Below are 20,539 nucleotides of genomic sequence, written 5' to 3' on the forward strand. Positions count from 1 at the left end.
CGCCGCCGGGCGCGTGCGGCACCCCACGCGCCCGGCGGCCTGGCCCGTCAACCACGAAGGAGGTCCGGTTGAAGCCCGGCATCCGTTTCGTCGCACGCCGGCTGGCCGCGCTCGTCCTGCTGCTACTCGGTATCACGTTCGTCACGTTCGTCCTGACCGCGCTGGTACCGGGGGATCCGGCGCGGGCCGCCCTCGGCCCGATCCAAGGCGAAAACGAGGAAGCGGTCCGCGCCTGGAACGAGCGCAACGGCCTGGACAAGCCGCTGCCCTACCGCTACCTCATCTACCTGGGCAACCTCATCCAGGGCGATCTCGGCAACTCCCAGGCGAGCAACACCCCGGTCCTGGAGGAGCTGGCGACCTACATCCCCGCGACGGTGGAGCTCGCGGTCTCCTCCATACTCGTGGCGGGTCTCGCGGGCGTGACCCTCGGGGTGTTCGCGGCCCTGCACCGGGACCGTCTCGCCGACCAGGTGCTCCGGGTGGTGTCGCTGGGCGGGATGTCGATGCCCGCGTTCTGGCTGGCCCTCATCAGCCTTTACCTGGGTTTCTTCCTGATCGGGTGGTTCCCCGGCGGGGGGCGGCTCGACCCTGCGCTGAACCCGCCGAGCCAGGTCACCGGGTTGTACACGGTCGACGCGCTCCTCTCCGCCGACTGGGCCGCGCTCGGCAGCGCGCTCGCGCATCTGGCGCTGCCCACGCTGGTGCTCGCCGCACACACGGTCGGATACATCGCCCGATACACCCGGACCGCAGTACTTGAGGTGATCCACAATGACTACATAAGGGCCGCGTACGCCAAAGGGCTGCACGCCCGTACCGTAGTCGTCGGGTACGTCCTGCGGGCCGCGCTGCCGAGCATGCTCCAGATCCTCGGCTTCGCCTTCGCCGGCGTGCTGACCGGCGCGGTCCTGGTCGAAAAGATCTTCACCTGGCCGGGGATCGGCGGCTACGCCTACACCAGCGCCATCACGCTGGACCTGCCCTCCATCGCGGGAGTGGGATTGTTCATCGCGATCGTGTACGTCGTCGTCAACTTCGTCGTGGACGTGCTGTACGGGGTCGTCGACCCGAGGATCAGGATCGCATGAACATCCTGTCCCGGCGGGTTCTGCCCCGTAGCAAGCCGCTCACCGTGATCGCCGTGACGGTCATCGCGATCTGGCTCCTCGTCGCGCTGCTCGCCCCCGTCCTCGCCCCCGGCGACCCACTGTCGCAGGACGGCACACCGTTCACCGCCCCCTCCGGCGCACACTGGTTCGGCACCGACGAACTCGGCCGCGACGTACTCAGCCGGGTGATCTACGGGGCGCGGCTCTCGCTCCCCCTCGCGCTGCTGCTCGTCGTGCTCTCCGCCCTGATCGGCGGGACACTCGGAGCACTCGCCGGTTTCCTCCGAGGCCCGGTGGACGGCGTGCTCATGCGCATCTGCGACCTGCTCTTCGCCTTCCCCGGCATCGTGCTCGCCATGGTCGTGGCGGCCACCCTCGGACCGGGCATCACCAACGCGGTCCTCGCCCTCGTCCTCATCTCCTGGCCGTGGTACGCCCGGATCGTCCGCGGCCTCGTCGTCTCCCTCGGGGAAGCCGAGTACGTCACCGCCCGGCGGCTCCTCGGCGCGTCCACCTGGCGGGCCCTCCTCGACGACGTGCTGCCCAACATCGTGGGGCCGATCCTCGTCCTGGCCACCCTGGACCTCGGCGGCGCCGTACTCCTGCTCTCCGGGCTCTCCTTCCTCGGCCTCGGAGCCCAGGCCCCCGTCGCGGAGTGGGGGTCGATGGTGTCCCACGGCACCGAGTACTTCCAGCATTGGTGGCTCGGCCTCTTCCCCGGGCTCGCCATCTTCACCGTGGTGCTCGCGTTCAACTTCGTCGGCGACGCGCTCCGGGACGTCTTCGACCCGCACACCGGGAGGGCGCATGGCTGAGCCGCTGCTGTCGGTCGAAGGCCTGACCGTCCGGCTGCCCGGACCGAACGGGCCCGTCACCGTGGTGGACGGGGTGGACTTCACCGTCGACGCGGGCGAGATCTTCGGTGTGGCCGGGGAGAGCGGCAGCGGCAAGACGATGACCTTCCTCAGCCTGCTGCGGCTGCTCCCGGCCGGCGCGACCGTGCACGGGGAGGCCCGTTTCTCCGGGCAGAACCTCCTCACCGCGCCCGCCGGGGAGCTCCGCCGGATCCGGGGCAGGCAGATCGCCATGGTCTTCCAGGATCCGATGACCTCGCTCCACCCGATGCTCTCGATCGGGCGGCAACTGACGGACCACCTCCGTACCCACCTGGGGGTGAACCGCCGGAGCGCCCGGGCGCGGGCCGCCGAACTGCTCGACGAAGTCCGCATCCCCGACCCGTCCGGGGCGTTGCGGGCGTACCCGCACCAGTTCTCCGGCGGGATGCGCCAGCGGATCGCGATCGCCGTGGCGCTGGCCTGCCGCCCGCGGCTCATCGTCGCCGACGAGCCCACGACCGCGCTGGACGTCACCGTGCAGGCCGGAGTCCTGCACCTGCTCGACCGGCTCCGCCGGGACCACGGGGTCGCCGTCGCCCTGATCACCCACGACCTCGGGGTGATGTCCGCCCTCGCCGATCGGGTGAGCGTGTTCTACGCCGGCCGGATCGTCGAGTCCGGCACCCGCGCCGACGTGCTGCGCGACCCCGGACACCCGTACACCGACGCGTTGATCGGGGCACTCAGCCACACGGGCGCACTCCGGCCGCTGCCCGGCAGCGCGCCCGGCGCCGCCGAGCGGCCCGGCGGGTGCGCGTTCCACCCACGTTGCCGGTACGCGACCGAGCGATGCGCCGCAGACGACCAGACGCTGGTCCCGATCTCCCCCGGTCACCTGCTCGCCTGCGCCGAGAATCCGCTGACCCGACCACGAAAGGCGGTCGCGCCGTGAGCGTCCTGTCCATCGCGGACCTCCATGTCGACTACCGCCGCCGCGGACGGCCGACGGTACAGGCCGTCGCCGGAGTGAGCCTTTCGGTGGAAAAGGGCCAGATCCTGGGCCTGGTCGGCGAGAGCGGCTGCGGCAAATCCACCCTCGCCCGGGCGGCGGTCGGCCTGGTGGCACCCAGCGCCGGTACGGTCGAATTCGACGGCTCACCCACGACCCGGCTCAGCCGTGGCACCCGGCCCGCCCACCTGCTCGGGCTGCAGATGGTGTTCCAGAACCCGTACGCGTCCCTCAATCCCCGGCGCCGGGTCGGCGCCCAGATCGCCGACGGGGTGGGCGCCCGGAGCCGGACCAAGGTCCGGGCCGACGACCCCCGGGTCGCCGCGGTGCTGGAACTCGTGGGGTTGCCGACGAGCGCGGCCGGCCGCTACCCGCACGAGTTCAGCGGCGGGCAGCGTCAGCGCCTGGCCATCGCCCGGGTCCTGGCCGCAGAACCGTCCGCCGTCGTCCTCGACGAGCCGCTCTCCTCCCTGGACGCCTCGGCGCAGGCCCAGATCGCCTCGCTGCTGGTCGAGCTGAAGGACAAACTCTCCCTCGCCATCCTGCTCATCTCCCACGACCTGTCCGTCGTCCGGCAGGTGGCCGACGTGCTCGCGGTGATGTACCTGGGCAGAGTGGTGGAGGTCGGCCCGACCGAACAGATCTGGTCGGATCCCCGGCACCCGTACACCCAGGCGCTGATCGGAGCGGTACCCCAGCCCGACGGCCTCGGCACGCTGCCGACGGCGTTGCCGGGTGAGGTCCCCGACCCGGCGAGGCCGCCGTCCGGCTGCCGGTTCCACCCGCGCTGCCCCGAGGCGATCGCCCGCTGCTCCGTCGAACAGCCGGACCTGACGGTGCTCGTTCCGTCTGGTCGGAAGCTTGGCACATCGATTGACACGCCGATTGGTACGGCGCGCAGCGCGGCGTGCTGGCTACGGATCGATACGGAGGCCCGGTGACCTCACCCACCGTCTGCGTCACCGTCGACTTCGACGGGCACGCGATCTGGCTCCAGTGGGATCCGACCCTCTCACCGGCCAAAATGGGGCGAGCCGACTTCGCCGGCACCGTGGGCCTGCCACGGATGCTCGACCTGTTCGCCGCCGAAGACGTCCCGGCGACGATCTACGTGCCGGGACACACGGTCGAGGTCTTCCCCGAGGTCTGCCGCCGCGCGCTCGCCGAAGGCCACGAGATCGGGCACCACGGATATCTCCACAAGGACCACACGTCACTCGACATCGAGGCGGAACGCCGGGAGTTCGTCCGCGGTCTGGACGCCTACGATCGCATCCTCGGCCTCCGCCCCCGCGGGTTCCGGGCACCCGGCGGCGACCTCTCCGCCAACTCCATCCCGCTCGCCCTGGAACACGGGCTCTCCTACGACGCCTCCGGGACGGCCCACGACTACCTCCCCTACTACGCCCGGGTCGGCGACGCCTGGATCCCCGACGGCCCGCTCGCCCTCGGCGATCTCGTGGACGTCGTGGAGATCCCGCTCCTCGGCTCGATGATCGACGTCCCGCAGATGGAGTTCCTCGTCCGGCCGCCCATGCCGGGGCTGCACGCCTACGACAAGATCCTCAAGATGTGGTGCGACGAACTCGACTGGATGTGCGAATTCCAGCCCGACGGCGTGCTGAGCCTGGTCCTGCACCCCACCACCATCCCCCGCGGTGCCCGCCTGCGCGTCCTCCGCGACTTCCTCCGCCACGCCAAGGCCAAAGGCGCCCGATTCCTCCGCCACGGCGAGGTCGCCGACACCTTCCGCGCCACCCACCCCCTCAGCTGACATCACCCCCTGACTTCCGTACGGCGCCGCGGCTCCGTCCGCAGGCCTACCGACGCCCTCAAGCGGTAGGTCCTAGCCGTCCAGCTTGGGAGGTTTCTGCGGACCGGTGCCCAGGCTCGCGTCGATACAAAGCTCTCTCCGCCTCAATGGGCGGCCGGATCAGGTCGTCAACCGTTCGATGCGAAGTCCGGCTCACCAGGCAAGGACCAGAGTCGGATTCCTTAGGACGACGAAGCCGCTCGAAGCATTTCATCTCGCAGAATGCGATGAATCTCACTCGCCTCGGCGTTGTAACTCGTCTGACGCCGGAGTTCCTTCCGGATCGCGTCGACGACCGTCTCCGATAGAAGCACCTGGGCCAGCGACTTTGGCGACGTCGCGGCCCGAGCCTTCCAGAGATCATCGATCAAGCGACGCTTGAACGCTTCCTTCGTCAAGTAGAAGAGCGCGTCCACCTTCGCGGCCGCACCCGAGTCATCGAGAAGATCTACTTCGAGGGTCAGGTCGATGGTCACCGGCAGACCGGGAGTCATGTGGTAGGCCTGCCATACCTGTCCGTTCGACAGGACCATCCACTCAACGCCCTCGTTCACGGCATACATCTGCACCTGGCGCAGATGTTTGGCGTTGAGCTTCTGACTGCAGCGCTTGACTTCGATGAAGGCGACCAGCTGCTTGTCGATCCGAATCCCGTAGTCGGCGAACTCTCCCTTGACCTGGTACTCCGTTGTGAGATCTTCGTACTTGTCGTACCCGAGTCCTTCGCACAGGAAGTCGGTGATAAGAAGCCGGGTATCGCCTTCGTTCGCGTCGCGAGCCACCAGTTCGGCAAGCGGTTTGGCGAAGCGACGCACCGCTGCCCGAACTCGGGTCCGCGCGTCACTCTCCCACTTTGGGGACGTCTTCACCATAGTGGGCTTCTTAGCCGGCGTGGCAGCAGCCTTGTTGTCAAGAACTTCCGATGCTGCCTGCTCACTCATGGTTTCCCCTTGTGATTCCGGTAGGGACTAGCTCTAACACATGAGGCACATTAAGCATCGGAGAAGATCAACATAATTCCCGACTTAAGATCGATACAAAAATGACTCTCATTGCACACGACAGATCATCACTAGCTTCACATTTCCAACAAATAATCCAAACAACCACCAAACCCCCTTCTAGACCCCAGAACGCTCCCCTTCGTGGCCCTGAGCCTCGGCCTCACAGTCCTGACGATCTTCGGCCTCTGACCGTCACCCGATGTCGTGAGGACCGGCCACAGTCAGGCGCTGAGGATGGAGTTCCTTTTGGCCACAGGTTTCTCCGCCGGTCATGCGGAGCATCTGCGAGACGTCTAGATATGCCTAGTCAGGCTGGTCTGCACAACTCCCGGTACGCTTCGCGCAATTCAATTGCTTTGGGCACTCGACGTGCCTCTACTGCGGCGATCACCTCTGCCGCTCGCCAATAGTGCGATGGCACAAGGAGACCGCTCGCAATCGCGGTGAACGTGACGTGCCCGGCCTCATCTGGCTGGTCAGCTGCCAAGAGGGCGAGAGCCAGATCGAGCCTCGCGGAGGCGGCCCTGCGTAGTCGCGGCGGCCCGTCGGTCGACGACTCCAGCCGAGTGAGAACCCCACGTGCGAATGGTTCTGCGGCTGGGTCTCCTAACCAGGCCAGAGTCGTGGCGGTGTAGGCGTCCGCCTTGGTGGGATCGTACCGATAGTGATGTTCGGGCCGGTCAGGCGTCGGCAACGGTGCGACCAGCCGCGCCACTCGGTCGAGGACATCGTGCGTCTCCCGGGTCACGCCGAGCCGCGCCCATACGCGCCCCTCCTGCGCGGTGGCCTGAATGTGTGCCGAGCTTCCCCTTGGAGCTATTCGTTGTGCCGCCTGAGCCAAGTTCAGAGCCTGACGGTAGTCGCCTCCGGTGAGAACCTGCCACGCCTCGGTCTCAAGACACCATGCCGCGATCTCCGGATGGTTGGCGTGCTTGGCCAGCTGGGCGGCAGTGCGCAGGCGGGCAGCAGCCGCAGATGGCTGATGGAGATCAATGTGGGATGTTGCGGCCAACAGCGACAGCCAGCTGCCGGCCACAAGGAGACGTCGATGCTCAGCCAGCGTCTTCCTCCTGTCGACCAGTCGCATGACGTACGTGATGTGCTGCCGTACTCGCATGAGCAGCTCAGCAGGCGGCGTGCCGGAGTAGGCCACGGCGAGATCATCCACCGCGGCCTCCAGCCGTTCCATCGTCTCGCTGCCGACATCGCTCGCGGCGACGCGACGAGCCAGCTCTAAGGCTTCGATCTCATCGTCGTCAGAGCCTGGCTCGCCGTGCTCCTCGTGCTCATCGAATAGCTCTGCTTCCGATAAACCGAACGCTCGGGCAAACAGTCGGGGATATGGCTCCTTCGGCCGATGCTTTCCTGCCTCCCAGGAGCGAATCATGCGGACGAGCGATTCGAGTGTCGGCAGGTGCGCCCGGGTATGGCCGTCGGCAACGTCCGTAAGGCGCCGGGCCATCTTCCCCAAGGACCAATCGCGTACCTGCCGTGCGGCACGTAACCGGTCGGCCCACGTGGGCAGATCGCTCATTCCTTGCTCACCTCATGGGGCGGACATAGGGGATATCCGCCGCATCCAAGTTATCCCCTGCCGCAATGTGATCACCCAGGGTTGCATTGAATGCGCCCCGAGAAATGGCGGACCCGCCGCAGTGGTAACACACCAAGCGAAGCCCTTGATCAAGAATCGAGGACCTGACCTGTGACCAACCCCAGTGCCCCGGTTCCGGAGCCCGTGACGGCGAGCGGCTGCGGTTGCTTCGCCGACACGCCCCCAAGTCGACGGGCTGCAAGCAACATCAACCCGACCACAACTACCGAGCTGATGGCGGACGCCTGGCCGGCTGTGGACGGCGACGAGGAGCAGCTCGCCAAGCCCACGCCGCACACCGTTCGGAGGACCTGCCTGCCCTCCGAAATCGAGGCCTGCACCGCTCTCACCGAAGGAGGCAGGCGGTGAACCGCACACCACGCCCCCGGGGCCGCCACCGTGACCAGGCCGCCACGCCGACAGAGTTCCGCCGCCACTTCTGGGACAGGCAGGCTCGCAGCGCAGCCCATCACCTGGACCAGCGGTGGCACGGCTGGACCGTCATGTACGGCACCGGCTCGCGCCTCTTCTACGCGTTCGCCGCCTGGCCCTTCCCCAAGCCGCTCATCCTTTCCACCGCCACAGCGGCTGAACTGGAGAAGCTGATGTGCGAGGCCGAGATGGCGGTGATCCTCCGCCGGGAGGCTGCAACCACCGGCTGGGCCGGACAACAGGTCGCCTCATGAGCAAAACAGGAGCCTGCTTACTGGGACACCTGCCAATGAACACCCAGCTGACCCGCCACCTTCCATCCCTGTTTGCCCTGAGCTGTCCTGCTGGTCGTTTGATCGGAGTGACCGGCAGCGCGCGCCTCTCCAAAGGAAACAGCGGAGGCCGTCCCATTCGCCCGCCCGCCGCGCTGTACCCACTGCGGCGAGCAGATTCAACCCGTCAAGGAACACGTTGACTCCCACTCCATTACCGTTTCGCCCACGCGACCCACCAAGCCAAGCATGGAGATCCGTACCTATGAGCTGGATGCTCGACCACCCCGCATGGGACACCAACGGCACCGTGCCGATCCGCGCGATGCGCAGCACATCTGGTACGTGGCTGATCGAGGCGAGAAGCGACTACATCCCGACGCTGGTCGACGGCACTGGCGAAGCGCCGTATGTGGACATCTATGATCCCGGCCTGCTGGACGAGACGCTCATTCCCATCGGCCTGGCTCAAGCACTCCAAACGCTCGGTCCTGTACGGCGCATACGCAACGCCGACCTATGGGAAGCTCTGGTCACTGCGATCATCCGACAAGTCATCCGCGCAGGCCAGGCCCACGTCATGCACACGACATTCCGGGCGGCAGTAGGTCGCCAGGTGGGGCCCACCGCACTGGTCCCCACTCCGGAGCAGGTTCTCGCGCTGCCCGTAGAGGCCTTCACCGCCATGGGAATGGCGTTCAAACGCGGTCCCCTGCAAGCTGCCGCCGCCGCATTTCTGCGCCATCACACCGTGTGGGCAAACCTACCGCCCGATGCACTACTCAAAGCTCTTCAGACAGTTCCACGTATCGGCCCATGGACCGCTGGAGCGACCGTCGCCGACCATACGGGGGACTTCTCCCTCTACCCCTATGCCGATCTGGCCGTACGTACCTGGGCACGCCGCATCGCCCCGGCCTCCGACTGGCCCGAGGACGAGCCCGGCTTCGCAACCGCCTGGCGACGCATGGCCGGACCGCACCTGTCCTTGCTGACTGTGCTCACCCTTGCTTGGGGAGATCAACATGTCCGTCACCCCGCCCCCACTCGTACAGGGGAACCACCCCGCTGACTTATTGGACCTGCTGCTCGTCAACGCCCCGCTGCGCGACTACGCGGAACGGCCTCGCGTCAACGACTACACCTTGCCTGTGCTCGGCATGGCCTACATCGCAACCCACGCCGCAACCCGTGGCTGGAACGTCGCCGTCCTGGACGCCGAAGCACATGGCCTTCCCGTCGCCGACACGATCGCCACCATCAACCAACTCGCACCGCGATGGGCCGGGTTCAATCTACTCGCCCCCACCTATGAGATCAGCGCTTCAATCGCCGCCAGCCTCGATCCGAGTATCCGCATCATGGTCGGCGGCCACCACGCAAAGGCCGTGCCTCAACGGATCCTCACCGACCCGCGCATGGCCCGCTGCGACGCGTTGATCCTGGGCGAGGCTGAGACCCGCGTCGTCGAACTCCTCACCGACTACCGCAACCGGGCCGACCTACCCGGCATCATGTGGCTCGACCCCGTTCTCGGCGCTCCCGTTACAGGCGGCCAGCCTGGCACCGGTCACCACCTCGCACCGGATATCAATACGTTGCCCTTCGTCGATCGCGCCTACCTGGCGCAGGATCCATACCTCGCCGGTGACGGCCGGATCGAGGCGAACATGGTCGGAGCCCGGGGCTGCCCGTACGACTGTTCCTTCTGCGGTGCCGCGGTGTCAGCCAACCCGGACGTGACGATCCGGGTCCGTGACCCGCATCACATCCTCACTGAGATGCACCAGCTACGCGATCAGGGCAAGGTGACCGCATTCCGGTTCGTCGACGACCTGTTCCTCGGCGCCCGCCGGGTGATCGACCAGATGACGGCGGCATTTGCGTCCGACCATGTCGGCGACTGGGCCGTATGGGATGCCACCGGCCGCATCAACGTCTTGAACCGGCTCCCCGACACGGCACTCGATCGGCTCGCCGCGTGCGGGCTACGCGAGGTCGCGCTCGGTATCGAATCCGGCTCCGAACGCATGCTCACCTACATCGACAAGCGCATCACCCCGGAGATGGTGACCAGCGTTGTACAGCGGCTCACCTCCAGAGGGATCAAGGTGAAGGGATATTTCATCCTCGGCTTCCCCACCGAGACCCTGCCTGAGCTGGCAAAGACCGTAAGCCTGATCCACCAACTGTGGGACCTCACCGACACCATGCCGGGAACGTTCCGGGCATCGGTGTTCCAGTTCCGTCCCTACCCTGGCACCCCCGAGTGGAGCCGCCTCATGGCGACCGGCCGATACACCGCCGACCAGCTTCTTGACTATGCCCCAGTCGAGCTCGGCTCAAGTGATGAAGCGCTCCGCGGACGGGATGAGTTCAACTTCTCCTCCGGTATTCAGTTCGGGGATACCTCTGAAGAAGAGATCCACCGGCACCTCGCCAAGCTCGCCCGCGAACAGTACTCCCGCACCCGAAGGAGTCGCTGATGACCGGCCTGTTCGTCACACTTGACGGCCCAGGCGGTGCCGGGAAGTCGACTCTCGTTTGCCTGGTCACCGAACTTCTCACCGAATCCGGTCACCCAGTGCTCACCACCCGGCAACCTTCCGACGGGCCGCTTGGAGTGATCGCCCGCCACCAATCTGCGACCTTCACCGGCATGTCGCTGGCCTGCCTGGTCGCCGCAGACCGCTACCACCACCTGGCCACCGAGATCCAGCCCGCCCTCGACGCAGGGCAGCTCGTGCTGTGTGACCGGTACGTTCTCTCCTCGTATGTGCTCCAGTACCTCGACGGTGTGCCCCTGGAGTACATACGCCGGTTGAACGCACCAGCTCTGCGGCCCGCACTCGCGATCATCGCCAGTGCCGCGCCGGACGTCCTGGAACAGCGCCTAGCCAGCCGCGGTGCCCACTCGCGGTTTGAACATCCCGGGTCCAGCGACGCGGAAAACCGCCTGTATGCGACGTTGATCGAGGAATTCGCTGAAGACGGCTTCCTGCCATACCAGGTGGATACCGGTGAGGAATCGCCGCAAGTCGCTGCGCGCGCCATCGCCGACCATGTCCGTGCGCTATGGTCACGCCGGTAACGCCAGCACCACAATCGGGAAGCGGGATGAAGCAGCGCTACCAGGTCACCATCGACGTTCATGTGATCCTAGAACGCGACCGCGAGATCTTGCTGTGCCTGCGCCAGGGCACCGGCTACGCCGACGGCCTGTACTGCCTGCCGTCCGGTCACCTGGAAGCAGGCGAGACCGTCATCGAATGCGCCATCCGGGAAGCACGGGAAGAAGTCGGCGTCACGATCGACACGGCCGACCTGCGGCCGGCCACCGTCGTCCACCACCTGTCGCCAGAAGGACGGCCACGCATGGGCATGTTCTTCGCCTCATCACAGTGGACCGGCGACGTGGTAAACGCCGAACCGGGTAAATGCGGGAAGCTCACCTGGGCGCCGCCAGACATGCTGCCACACAACACGGTGCCGTATACGGCTGCAGGTGTTGGGTTCTACCGGAACGGCTGCAGCATCGGGATACACGGCTGGCCTGAGCCGTAACCAGTTTCCCGGAGGACAACGAGTTCCTCGTCCGTATCGGACGGCGGAGTCATATATGACAGCAGACTGCGACGAACGGTCGTACGGAAATTGCTGCGCGGGATGCCAGCCATGCTCGGGCTCCCCCGTGCCTGCCGTCCCGGCGTCTTGCCCGCGAGGACACGGATCACCAGAGCGTGGGCGTATTGCAGAATGGTCAGATTGTAGGTCGGCGCGGGACGCCCGGGCGCCCGGTAAAGCAGGCGCCGTACGGCTCCAGTCCGAGCAGGTCGATGATCTCCCGTCCCTCAGTGAAGGTGAACAGTGGGTGCAGCAGGGCTGCCGCGTCTTCGATGGTCAACCCGTCTACGAATCCATCATGAACCATTCACCGACGTTCCCACGGCACCGTTCTTTGACCCCGATAGGTCGCCATTTGATCACCCATGTCACAAGGTAATCACGGTAGCGAATTGAGGCTCTTATCCCAATGATGATGAGCCTATGCGTGCCCCCTCCCCGACGACTGCTGTCCTCATAGCGGCCGCTCTTGCACTGGTCGGCAACCTCGCGACCAACACGGTGAAGATTGACTGGCCAGGATGGCCGGCGACGGTGTGGGGCGTGTTCGCGAGCCTGATGGCGGCAGCGGTATGGATCGAGTACGCCCGCCGCAAGCCCACCTCGCCTATAGAGGTAAACGATGAGCTCCGTGCGGCGGAAGAGGTGCTGGCTGGCTTGGTCGCGGACCAGTGGCGGACCGAGGCGATCCTTCGCTCCCTGGACGACCCCGACCCGATCCCGGTGCGGTGGAGACCGGCCCGCGAGCTGATGGATCACCCGGACAACCTCTCCGGGGTCTCGCTCCAGATGACGGCTTCCAGCGACGACATCGCTTCTCTTATAGCCGCCTTTCGCGCCATGAAGCGTCGCCGCCTCGTCATCCTCGGCGGTCCCGGATCGGGCAAGACCACACTCGCGGTCCAAATGGTGCGCGAACTGCTCGCTACCCGCGCCGAGCACCCGAGCGAGCCGGTGCCGGTGCTAATGCCGGTGGCCGACTGGAACACCGACGATCACCCCCGGTTGCATGATTGGGTGGCTGCCCGACTGACCCAGGACTACCCTGCGGTGCGCGCCCGCGTTTTCGGGACGGAAGTCCCTCAACATCTAGCCGCCAGCGGACGGATACTGCCGGTGCTGGATGGTCTCGACGAACTTCCCATCCCCGCGCAGGCACGAGTCATCGCAGCACTCAGGAAGTGCCTGGACCGTGAAGACCAGCTGATCCTTACCAGCCGCACCGACGAGTACGCCCGCGCCGTCGCGCAGGCCCGCGCGGTGCTGACCTCCGCCCTGGTGATCAAACCCCGGCCCCTGAGCAGGAAAGCCGTGGCCCGCTACCTGCATCGGTGCCTGCCGCCCAAGCCCGGAACCGAATGGGAACAGATCCTCACCGGCCTGCGCGCTGTCGCCGCTCCCCAAGGGGCTCTCGTCGTCCTGGCCGACGTCTGCAAGGAACCGCTGGGAATTTGGCTGGTGCGTACCGTGTACGTGAGCACCGGTACAGATCCAGCCGAGCTATTGGACGGCGATCTCTTCCCGGACACGGCGGCACTGCGCGCTCATCTGTTCGACCGGCTCATCCCCGCCCTGATCGAGGCCCGCCCGCCCAGCGACAATCCCGCCGATCTCTTCCGGCCCCGACGCAGCTACGACCCCGTCCAAGTACGGCGCTGGCTTGGCTACCTGGCCCGCACCATGACCCGTCCGCCGACCGGGGGCGAGCCAACCCGTGACTTCGCCTGGTGGCGGCTGGCCCGCGCCACCCAAGCCTTCACCATCCCGACCAGGCTCGCAGTCGGGCTCGTGATCGGGCTCATGGCTGGGTTCCCAAGCGGGCTCGCAGCCGGGCTCATAGGCAACTTCACGGACGACCTCACGATCGGGCTCACGATCGGACCTCTAATCGGGCTCATGATCGGGTTCACGAGCGGGCGCATGTCGATTTTTCCTGGCCCTTGCGGGAACCAGCCTTCACCAATCTCCGCCTAGGCAGCCGAGGCTTTCCGCTGGCCCGACGACTGATGGCCGGGCTCCCGTTCGGGCTCGCGGCCGGGCTCCTGGCCTGGCTCCCGATCGGGTTCTACGAATGGCTCACGGGCGCGATCCAGTTTTCTCTCTGGGACGGGATCACGATCTGGCTCACAATCGGGCTCACGTTCGGGCTCACGAGGGGGCTCATGAACTGGGTCGCGGTTCCAGCCGGAGCAGAGCAAGCTGCGGCGCCGATGACCAGCTGGCGAGCCGACCGCACGGTGCATCTTGTGCGGACCACCGTGTTCGGGCTCACGTTTGGGCTCGCGGTCTGGCTCGCATTCGAGCTCGGGTTCACGCTCGGGTTCGAGCTCGCGATCTGGCTGGCGGTCTGGTTCGCGTTCGGCTTCACGGTCGGGCTCACGATGGGGAAGCACCAAGCATGGTTGGCTTACCTTGTCGCCACCTATCGGCTGGCCCTCACGAAGCGACTGCCCCGCGCGTTGATGCCGTTCCTGGATGACGCGCATCGGCTGGGGCTGCTGCGCGCGGTCGGCCCGATCTACCAGTTTCGACACGCCGAACTCCAGGACCATCTCGCCAACGCCTACGAGCGTGACCGCCCGAAGAAGAAGACGTCCCTGCCCGCAAAGTGAGGTGTACGGCGACCGGCGCCGTGGTCTACGCCTGGATCCCCGACGGCCCGCTCGCCCTCGGCGATCTCGTGGACGTCGTGGAGATCCCGCTCCTCGGCTCGATGATCGACGTCCCGCAGATGGAGTTCCTCGTCCGGCCGCCCATGCCGGGGCTGCACGCCTACGACAAGATCCTCAAGATGTGGTGCGACGAACTCGACTGGATGTGCGAATTCCAGCCCGACGGCGTGCTGAGCCTGGTCCTGCACCCCACCACCATCCCCCGCGGTGCCCGCCTGCGCGTCCTCCGCGACTTCCTCCGCCACGCCAAGGCCAGAGGCGCCCGATTCCTCCGCCACGGCGAGGTCGCCGACACCTTCCGCGCCACCCACCCCCTCCCCTGACGATCCCGGTACGGCGCCGCGACTCCGGCCTTCAGGTTGTACAACGATCTCAAGGTCCAGGCGGTCCCCGCATCGTTCTGAGGGACGTCCGTCTTCAGAGTCCCAGTCAACTCCAAGAGAGTTCCAAGTGGAGCACGATGAAATCTCTGTCATGACGAACACGAAGAAAAGCGCCTTCGCGCGTGCCGGCCGCCGCATCGCCGCGGTCACGGTCATCGCCGCGGCGGCCCTGTCCATCATGGGCACCGCTGCCCAGGCCCAGCCGAGGGACGGCGGCTGGTACCGCTGCTACATCGAGGCCGGCAGTCACACCGGCTGGTACTGGTGCAAGGACGTTTAAACAACGTCATATCCCCGTTCGGCCCTAGGGCCTGATATGAAGTGCTGCCGCTCAAGCTTTCGTTCTAAGAGGCAGCGTATGGCGACATGCACGACCTTCAGGATCATGAGATCTCTCGCGGCCGCGGGATTCCTGGGAAGGTCGTGCCTGTTCGCTTTCCCACTCACCTGACACCGAACCCGCCGGCCACCACATGGCCGAGCCGTCCGATCCGGTGGCCGAGGTGGCAGCTAAGCGAACGGACTACGCACTGTAGGACAAAGCAGTGAGCCCAGGGGCGTTGGGCGCGCACACCGGGCGCCGGAACCTGTAGACTGCGTGCAGCCAACGTATGTTGGCACGCCGCCTTAGCTCAGTCGGCCAGAGCGACGCACTCGTAATGCGTAGGTCAAGGGTTCGATTCCCTTAGGCGGCTCAGCGAGCAGTTCTGCTTGACCAGGGCGTTCTCCACCAGGGGAGCGCCCTTTGATCATTTCCAGTTGCAATTCCCGTTGCAGTGCAACCATGCGTCCACGTGCACCGGGATGGGCTGGTACCGCGAGCCGGGCCGGTACGTGCTGGAAGACCTTGAGGGAACCGTCTGATGGCCGATGGCAGCCGGGCGAGCGGCGTTGAGGTGCGGCTTGACGAGCTGCTCGCCGAGCGGGGCCTCACGCTCACGGAGTTGTCGCTCCGGGTCCGGCTGACCCTGGCGAATCTGTCCATTCTGAAGAACGGGCGGGCCAGGGCGATCAGATTCAGCACGTTGTCGCGGTTGTGCGAGGAGCTGGACTGGCAGCCGGGGGATCTGCTGCGTTACAGCAAAGCGGCGGAGGAGTGACGAAGTGCCATAGGTGAGGCACGATCCGGAGACAACGGCGAATCTACCTTCGAGTCGGTGAGGCGGTTACGGCCGCGCGGGAGTGTTGCTCCGTCGGGCCACCCAGGGCCCCGGTCGAACGGAGACTCCCATGCAGCCGTCGCACGACCATGACTCCGAAGCCCCCTTGAAGGAACGCCTTGACCACGCCCTGGCGACGTTCGGCGGACCCGAACTGTGGGATGTCCGGTATGAGGGCTTCTGGTGCTACGCCACGCCGCCCGGACACCAGCGGCGGGAGCAAGGGTGGAAGATCCATCTGTCCGCCACCCCACTCGGTGCGGCGGACGTGCTGGAGAAGGCCGCCGAAGTGCTGGTCAGGAAGCGGTGCGCGTTCAAGTACGCCCGCGGCCTGAAGGAGCTGGAGGAACTCGTGTCGGCGCGGGCCGACCGGGGGTCCGGCGGGAAGTTCATCACGGTCTATCCCGATTCGGATGAGCAGTTCCGGGCGCTCGTCGAGGAGCTCGACGCGGCCACGCGCGGGTTTCCCGGGCCGGGGATCCTGTCCGACCGGCGGCTGCGGCCGGACAGTCTGGTTCATTATCGGTACGGCGGATTCACGCCTCGCCAGGTGCTCAACACTGAGGGCAGTTACGAATACGTCCTGATCGAGCCGGACGGCTCGTACCAGAGGGACAAGCGGCAGGCATGGTTCAGCGCGCCGCCCTGGGCTCCCGCGCCGCTGCCCGACACACCCGCCGCCAAGCCGGACTCGGCCCGAGGGCGTACGGTCCTGCTGGCCGACCGGTTCGCCGTGGATGAGGCCATCCGGCATTCGTTCCGGGGCGGCGTCTACCGGGCGCTGGACCAGCATACGGGCGAGAAGGTGGTGATCAAGCAGGCGCGGCCGTACGTGGGGGCGGATCTGACCGGGCGGGACGCCCGGGACTGGATGCGGCACGAGTCGGACATGCTCACCCTGTTCGAGCCGACGGGCATCACGCCCCGGCCGGTGTCGCTTTTCGAGTACCAGGGGGACCTCTTCCTCGCGGAGGAGGAGCTCCAGGGCAAGTCGCTGCGGCACTGGTGTGAGGAGCGGGTCAAGAACGAGCCCACGCGTGCCATCAGGGTGGAGGACGCGCTGGCCATGGCGCGGCAGCTGGTCGAGCTTGTGACGATCATCCACGGCAAGGGCTTCGTGCTGCGCGACTTCAACCCGGGCAACGTGGTCGTCGAGGGGGACACGCCCCGGCTGATCGACCTGGAGTTCCTGGCCCGGCCGGGTGAGCACGTGCGCAACATCGCGACCTTCGGCTACACCGCGCCCGAGCAGCTCGCCGCCGAACGGTACGGCCCGGCCCCCGAGCAGGCCGCCGACCTCTACAGCCTGGGCGCGACCCTGCTCTACCTGGTGTCCGGCATCGACCCGGTAGGGCCCGACGATGAGGAGCTGGCCCGGCCGATCAGTATGCGGGTCGCGGGCTTCGTCAAGGCGTCCGCGGCGACGGGGGCGGCGGCCCGGCGGCTCGCGCCGCTGATCATCGCGCTCACCGATGACGACCCCGCCGAACGCTGGTCGCTCGGGAAGGCGGCCGAGTTCCTCGCCGCGTCCCCCGAGGACATGTACGAGGTCACCGAGGCCGACGGCCGGCTCAGCCCCGATGAGCAGCGGCGGCTGCTGACCGACGGGCTGGCGTACACGATCGCGACGATGAAGCTCGACGAGCCGCACCTCTGGCCGCCCATCATGGCTGAAGGGCTGACCTCCGACCCTTGCAACGTGCAGTGCGGCGCCGGCGGCGTGATCGCGGTGCTGGCCCGCTCGCTGACCGCCATCCCCGAAGGCGAACGACCCGGCGGTTTACATGACGGCCTGGTCAGGGCCGCCGACTGGCTGGACCGCAACCTGCCCAAGGAGCCCCGCATCCTGCCCGGCCTGTTCTTCGGCCGGTCCGGCACCGCCTGGGCGCTGCACGAGACGGCCCTGCTCCTCGGTGACGAGGACTTGGCCGCCCGGGCGGCGGGGTACGCGCGGCGGGTGCCGATCCGCTGGCCCAACCCCGACATCACCCACGGCACCGCCGGAGCGGGCACGGCCATGCTCTACTTCCACGGCGCGACCGGCGACGAACGGTTCGCCGAGCGGGTGCACGGCTGCGCCGACGAGCTCATCGCCCGAGTGGAACGCCGGACCGGTGAGGTGCGCTGGCCGGTGTCAACCGAGACGCGCTCAGAGATGGCCGGCCTCAGCCATCACGGCTTCGCCCACGGTGTCGCCGGGGTCGGCAACTTCCTGCTGACCGCCGGGCTCGCCCTGGAGCGGGAGGATTACGTCGACCTCGCCCTTACCGGCGCGGAAAGTCTGGTCAAGGCCGTTATCCGGCAGGGTGACGCGGCCCGCTGGCCGACCGGCGAGGAAGGGGCGGAGGACATGGGCCTCACCTGGTGGTGCAGCGGCTCGGCCGGGGTCGGCACGTTCCTCATCCGGGCCTGGCTGCACACCGGCGACGCGCGTTACCGCGAGTTGTGCGAGGCGGCGGCGGTGGCCGTACGGACGGAGAAGTGGCTTTACTCCCCCACGGCCTGCCACGGCGCGGCCGGGGGCGGGGAGTTCCTGCTCGATCTGACCGCCGCGACCGGCGATGACCGCTACCGCGCCTGGGCCGAGGAGCTGGCGCTCTGTGTGCACACGCGCAACACCTTCCGCGACGGTCTCATGGTCGTGCCCGGCGACTCGATGGGCAACATCGAGATGGGCTACAACTCGGGCCTGGCCGGGGTTCTCGGTTTCCTCCTGAGGCTGCGGCACGGCGGGCGGCGGTTGTGGATGGCCGATGGGCTCGAACTGCCGAAGGCCGGGGCGTGAGCGCGCCGTCCGTGGCCCCCTCGGTCGAGCGTATCAACTTCGCCTTCTCGTGGGATGGCCGCCACGCGGCCAGCCTGGCCGCCGACGAACGCCTCGAGCTCATGATCCACATGTGGACCTGCGAGGACGGGTTCACCGAGCTCCGCGAACTGCCGGTTCCCCCAGGCGAGGGCACGCCCACCTCGTTGCTGCCGCTCGACGACGGACGGATACTGCTCTGCCGTACGGCTCCCGGGCCGGTCCACCACTTCTCCCTCATGGGAGAGGACCTGGGTTCGATCCGGTGCGACAAACTGCGCATCCGCCCGAGTGGCGACCCCGCTGTCCTGGCGGTCATCGCCACCCGTACCGGGGAGAGCCAGGGAGCCGTCTGGAGGATCACCGACCGAGTGGAACACGTCTGTGACCTTCCTGGACTCCAGCTCGTCGGCGGCGGCCCCCTCGACCATGAGGGGCGTCGATACGGGCTCAACCGGCAGGGTGCGGTCAAGAGCCCGGTAGCGGTCACCGTCGCCGACGGCACCGTGACTCCGTTGTTCGACGAGCGCACCGAGGACGAGGTGCTCCAGGTGACCTGTCGGCGAACCGGCCGGGTACTGGTCGCGACGGCCGAGGAGGGCACCTTCCATTTGCGAGTCGACGATCACGTGCCTCCGGCGCTGAACGCGATCGACGGCGCGGTCTACCCGCTCTGCTTCGACGACTCGGGTGAACGTCTGTTACTCCAGGTCAGCAAGGGTGTCGACCAGCGGATCGTGGTCCACGACCTACGAACCGGAACGACGAAGCAGGTTGCGCTGCCACTCGGCGGGCTCTGCGGGCCGGTGGCGTTCACCGGAACCGGGCTCGTGCTGGCGTACTCGACGCCGGACCGGCCGGGCGAGCTGCGTACCGTGCCGCTCGGCGGCACTCTCCCCCCGGCCGGACCGGAACCAGAGGTGCCCGCCGTCCTGGAGCAGTTCCCCGGGCCTGCCGGGCCCATCGAGGCGATCGTGTACGGCAGGCACGGCTGGCGCACCGCCGATCGGGTCCTGATCGCCCTCCACGGCGGGCCCGAACACCACTGGAGCCCCCGTTTCGACCCCCTGTTCGCCCGGCTGGCCCGTGACGGCGTCACCGTCGTGGCCCCCAACCAGCGCGGCAGCACCCGGTACGGCGCCGCTCACCAGTCCGCCATCCACGGCGCGTGGGGCGGCCCCGACCTGGCCGACATCCACCACCTGGCCCGCATCGTCAAGCGCCCCGGCGGCGAGCTGGCCCTGTACGGCGTCAGCTACGGCGCCTACCTGGCCCTGCTGGCGGCGGCGGTGCATCCGGACCTGTGGAGCGCCTGCGCCGTGGTCGCCCCCTTCCTGTCCGGCCCGAAGCTCTACGCCGAAGCCGGCGACGGCGTGCGCCGGCTGCTCGAGCGGCTCGACGGACTGACCGAGATCGACGACGAGATCGGCCCCCGCGACCTGACCGTCCTGGGCCCCCGGATCACCGCGCGCCTGATGGTCATCCATGGCACCGACGACCCCGTCGTGCCGGTCAGCCAGTCCCGAGCCCTGGTCGGCGCTCTGAGGGAAGTCGACTTCCGGGAGATTCCCGGCGCGGGCCACAACCCGCTGTTCGACGTCGACGGAACTCCGCTGCCCGACCTCATTCCGCGTTTCCTGTTCCCCCGTTGATCCCGCTCGGGAAAGGAGGTGAACCCCCCATGTCCGTCGACGTGAACGCTCTCCAGGAGCTGGCCCCGTCCGACCCCGTTCCTTTGCAGGCGCGCGGTTACGCGGCCTGCTGCACGACCCCGTGGATCGACATCTGTGCCAGCTGGGCTACGTGTTTCGGCTGCACCGTCTCG

21 protein-coding genes and 1 tRNA gene are annotated in these 20,539 nt (G+C 67.3%); 19 read left to right on the forward strand and 3 right to left on the reverse strand.

All coding sequences use genetic code 11. The features are described 5' to 3' along the window. The first annotated feature begins 68 nt into the window (after nucleotides 1-68). From RUR_RS33710 to RUR_RS33730, 5 genes are read left to right on the forward strand one after another with little or no spacing between them, the layout of a single operon-like run. Nucleotides 69-1,091, forward strand: coding sequence for an ABC transporter permease (locus RUR_RS33710; protein ID WP_283139277.1), 1,023 nt, complete (start codon nucleotides 69-71; stop codon nucleotides 1,089-1,091). Further along, complete coding sequence (locus RUR_RS33715; protein WP_283139278.1) at nucleotides 1,088-1,927, forward strand: ABC transporter permease; 840 nt, start codon at nucleotides 1,088-1,090, stop codon at nucleotides 1,925-1,927. Before RUR_RS33710 ends, RUR_RS33715 begins: the two co-directional genes overlap by 4 nt. Then, nucleotides 1,920-2,900 carry an ABC transporter ATP-binding protein gene (locus tag RUR_RS33720; protein WP_283139279.1) on the forward strand — a complete coding sequence of 327 codons (981 nt, stop codon included), beginning with the start codon at nucleotides 1,920-1,922 and terminating at the stop codon, nucleotides 2,898-2,900. Before RUR_RS33715 ends, RUR_RS33720 begins: the two co-directional genes overlap by 8 nt. After that, nucleotides 2,897-3,898: an oligopeptide/dipeptide ABC transporter ATP-binding protein gene (locus RUR_RS33725; RefSeq protein ID WP_283139280.1), complete on the forward strand. Its 1,002-nt coding sequence runs from the start codon at nucleotides 2,897-2,899 to the stop codon at nucleotides 3,896-3,898. Before RUR_RS33720 ends, RUR_RS33725 begins: the two co-directional genes overlap by 4 nt. Further along, complete coding sequence (locus RUR_RS33730; protein WP_283139281.1) at nucleotides 3,895-4,731, forward strand: polysaccharide deacetylase family protein; 837 nt, start codon at nucleotides 3,895-3,897, stop codon at nucleotides 4,729-4,731. The genes RUR_RS33725 and RUR_RS33730 overlap by 4 nt, the downstream gene beginning before the upstream one ends. 221 nt (nucleotides 4,732-4,952) lie before the next feature. Here RUR_RS33730 and RUR_RS33735 read toward each other — a convergent pair whose 3' ends face one another. Both RUR_RS33735 and RUR_RS33740 read right to left on the reverse strand, forming a co-directional pair. Further along, nucleotides 4,953-5,711 (reverse strand): type I restriction enzyme HsdR N-terminal domain-containing protein, encoded by a 759-nt coding sequence (locus RUR_RS33735; protein ID WP_283139282.1) that lies wholly within the window; start codon nucleotides 5,709-5,711, stop codon nucleotides 4,953-4,955. A 370-nt stretch (nucleotides 5,712-6,081) separates the two neighbouring features. Next, nucleotides 6,082-7,308, reverse strand: a complete 1,227-nt coding sequence (locus RUR_RS33740) for a helix-turn-helix domain-containing protein (RefSeq protein WP_283139283.1) — start codon at nucleotides 7,306-7,308, stop codon at nucleotides 6,082-6,084. Between the two features lie 171 nt (nucleotides 7,309-7,479). On the opposite strand from RUR_RS33740, the gene RUR_RS33745 reads away from it, so the two are divergent. From RUR_RS33745 to RUR_RS33770, 6 genes are all read left to right on the forward strand, one after another. Beyond that, complete coding sequence (locus RUR_RS33745; protein WP_283139284.1) at nucleotides 7,480-7,737, forward strand: hypothetical protein; 258 nt, start codon at nucleotides 7,480-7,482, stop codon at nucleotides 7,735-7,737. Further along, nucleotides 7,734-8,054: a hypothetical protein gene (locus tag RUR_RS33750; protein ID WP_283139285.1), complete on the forward strand. Its 321-nt coding sequence runs from the start codon at nucleotides 7,734-7,736 to the stop codon at nucleotides 8,052-8,054. The genes RUR_RS33745 and RUR_RS33750 overlap by 4 nt, the downstream gene beginning before the upstream one ends. A 283-nt stretch (nucleotides 8,055-8,337) precedes the next feature. Then, a complete protein-coding gene (locus RUR_RS33755) occupies nucleotides 8,338-9,144 on the forward strand; it encodes a DNA glycosylase family protein (RefSeq protein ID WP_283139286.1) in 807 nt (268 codons plus the stop codon). A gap of 4 nt (nucleotides 9,145-9,148) precedes the next feature. Then, nucleotides 9,149-10,558: a B12-binding domain-containing radical SAM protein gene (locus RUR_RS33760; RefSeq protein WP_283139287.1), complete on the forward strand. Its 1,410-nt coding sequence runs from the start codon at nucleotides 9,149-9,151 to the stop codon at nucleotides 10,556-10,558. Beyond that, a complete protein-coding gene (tmk, locus tag RUR_RS33765; RefSeq protein WP_283139288.1) occupies nucleotides 10,558-11,163 on the forward strand; it encodes a dTMP kinase in 606 nt (201 codons plus the stop codon). Before RUR_RS33760 ends, tmk begins: the two co-directional genes overlap by 1 nt. Before the next feature lie 26 nt (nucleotides 11,164-11,189). Continuing rightward, a complete protein-coding gene (locus RUR_RS33770; RefSeq protein ID WP_283139289.1) occupies nucleotides 11,190-11,636 on the forward strand; it encodes an NUDIX hydrolase in 447 nt (148 codons plus the stop codon). Between the two features lie 196 nt (nucleotides 11,637-11,832). On the opposite strand, the gene RUR_RS33775 is transcribed toward RUR_RS33770, so the two are convergent. Further along, a complete protein-coding gene (locus tag RUR_RS33775; RefSeq protein ID WP_283139290.1) occupies nucleotides 11,833-11,976 on the reverse strand; it encodes a hypothetical protein in 144 nt (47 codons plus the stop codon). Between the two features lie 143 nt (nucleotides 11,977-12,119). Between RUR_RS33775 and RUR_RS33780 the strand changes: the two genes are divergently transcribed. From RUR_RS33780 to RUR_RS33815, 8 genes are all read left to right on the forward strand, one after another. After that, entirely contained in the window at nucleotides 12,120-13,670 is a 1,551-nt protein-coding gene (locus tag RUR_RS33780; protein WP_283139291.1) for an NACHT domain-containing protein, read from the forward strand. A gap of 32 nt (nucleotides 13,671-13,702) precedes the next feature. Beyond that, nucleotides 13,703-14,308: a hypothetical protein gene (locus tag RUR_RS33785; protein ID WP_283139292.1), complete on the forward strand. Its 606-nt coding sequence runs from the start codon at nucleotides 13,703-13,705 to the stop codon at nucleotides 14,306-14,308. Nucleotides 14,309-14,328: 20 nt separating this feature from the next. Further along, nucleotides 14,329-14,691, forward strand: a complete 363-nt coding sequence (locus tag RUR_RS33790) for a polysaccharide deacetylase family protein (protein ID WP_283139293.1) — start codon at nucleotides 14,329-14,331, stop codon at nucleotides 14,689-14,691. A gap of 151 nt (nucleotides 14,692-14,842) precedes the next feature. After that, on the forward strand, nucleotides 14,843-15,031 hold the full coding sequence (locus RUR_RS33795; protein WP_283139294.1) for a hypothetical protein: 189 nt from the start codon (nucleotides 14,843-14,845) through the stop codon (nucleotides 15,029-15,031). A gap of 341 nt (nucleotides 15,032-15,372) precedes the next feature. Then, nucleotides 15,373-15,446: transfer RNA gene (locus RUR_RS33800), tRNA-Thr, on the forward strand. Nucleotides 15,447-15,614: 168 nt separating this feature from the next. Continuing rightward, nucleotides 15,615-15,851, forward strand: coding sequence for a helix-turn-helix domain-containing protein (locus RUR_RS33805; RefSeq protein WP_283139295.1), 237 nt, complete (start codon nucleotides 15,615-15,617; stop codon nucleotides 15,849-15,851). 130 nt (nucleotides 15,852-15,981) lie between these two features. Continuing rightward, nucleotides 15,982-18,696 (forward strand): class IV lanthionine synthetase LanL, encoded by a 2,715-nt coding sequence (lanL, locus tag RUR_RS33810; protein WP_283139296.1) that lies wholly within the window; start codon nucleotides 15,982-15,984, stop codon nucleotides 18,694-18,696. Further along, entirely contained in the window at nucleotides 18,693-20,366 is a 1,674-nt protein-coding gene (locus RUR_RS33815) for an alpha/beta hydrolase family protein (RefSeq protein WP_283139297.1), read from the forward strand. Before lanL ends, RUR_RS33815 begins: the two co-directional genes overlap by 4 nt. Nucleotides 20,367-20,539 lie beyond the last annotated feature (173 nt).

It is taken from the genome of Rhizohabitans arisaemae (genome assembly GCF_025996515.1).
In the GTDB taxonomy this organism is placed as follows: Bacteria; Actinomycetota; Actinomycetes; order Streptosporangiales; family Streptosporangiaceae; genus Rhizohabitans; species Rhizohabitans arisaemae.

Excerpts from the sequence above, each read along its gene's own strand:
- RUR_RS33715 (WP_283139278.1), top strand. The coding sequence starts at position 1,088 with ATGAACATCCTGTCCCGGCGGGTTCTGCCCCGTAGCAAGCCGCTCACC.
- RUR_RS33720 (WP_283139279.1), top strand. The coding sequence starts at position 1,920 with ATGGCTGAGCCGCTGCTGTCGGTCGAAGGCCTGACCGTCCGGCTGCCC.
- RUR_RS33735 (WP_283139282.1), bottom strand. The coding sequence starts at position 5,711 with ATGAGTGAGCAGGCAGCATCGGAAGTTCTTGACAACAAGGCTGCTGCC.
- RUR_RS33740 (WP_283139283.1), bottom strand. The coding sequence starts at position 7,308 with ATGAGCGATCTGCCCACGTGGGCCGACCGGTTACGTGCCGCACGGCAG.
- RUR_RS33755 (WP_283139286.1), top strand. The coding sequence starts at position 8,338 with ATGAGCTGGATGCTCGACCACCCCGCATGGGACACCAACGGCACCGTG.
- tmk (WP_283139288.1), top strand. The coding sequence starts at position 10,558 with ATGACCGGCCTGTTCGTCACACTTGACGGCCCAGGCGGTGCCGGGAAG.
- RUR_RS33770 (WP_283139289.1), top strand. The coding sequence starts at position 11,190 with ATGAAGCAGCGCTACCAGGTCACCATCGACGTTCATGTGATCCTAGAA.
- RUR_RS33780 (WP_283139291.1), top strand. The coding sequence starts at position 12,120 with ATGCGTGCCCCCTCCCCGACGACTGCTGTCCTCATAGCGGCCGCTCTT.
- RUR_RS33785 (WP_283139292.1), top strand. The coding sequence starts at position 13,703 with ATGGCCGGGCTCCCGTTCGGGCTCGCGGCCGGGCTCCTGGCCTGGCTC.
- RUR_RS33795 (WP_283139294.1), top strand. The coding sequence starts at position 14,843 with ATGACGAACACGAAGAAAAGCGCCTTCGCGCGTGCCGGCCGCCGCATC.
- RUR_RS33805 (WP_283139295.1), top strand. The coding sequence starts at position 15,615 with ATGGCCGATGGCAGCCGGGCGAGCGGCGTTGAGGTGCGGCTTGACGAG.
- lanL (WP_283139296.1), top strand. The coding sequence starts at position 15,982 with ATGCAGCCGTCGCACGACCATGACTCCGAAGCCCCCTTGAAGGAACGC.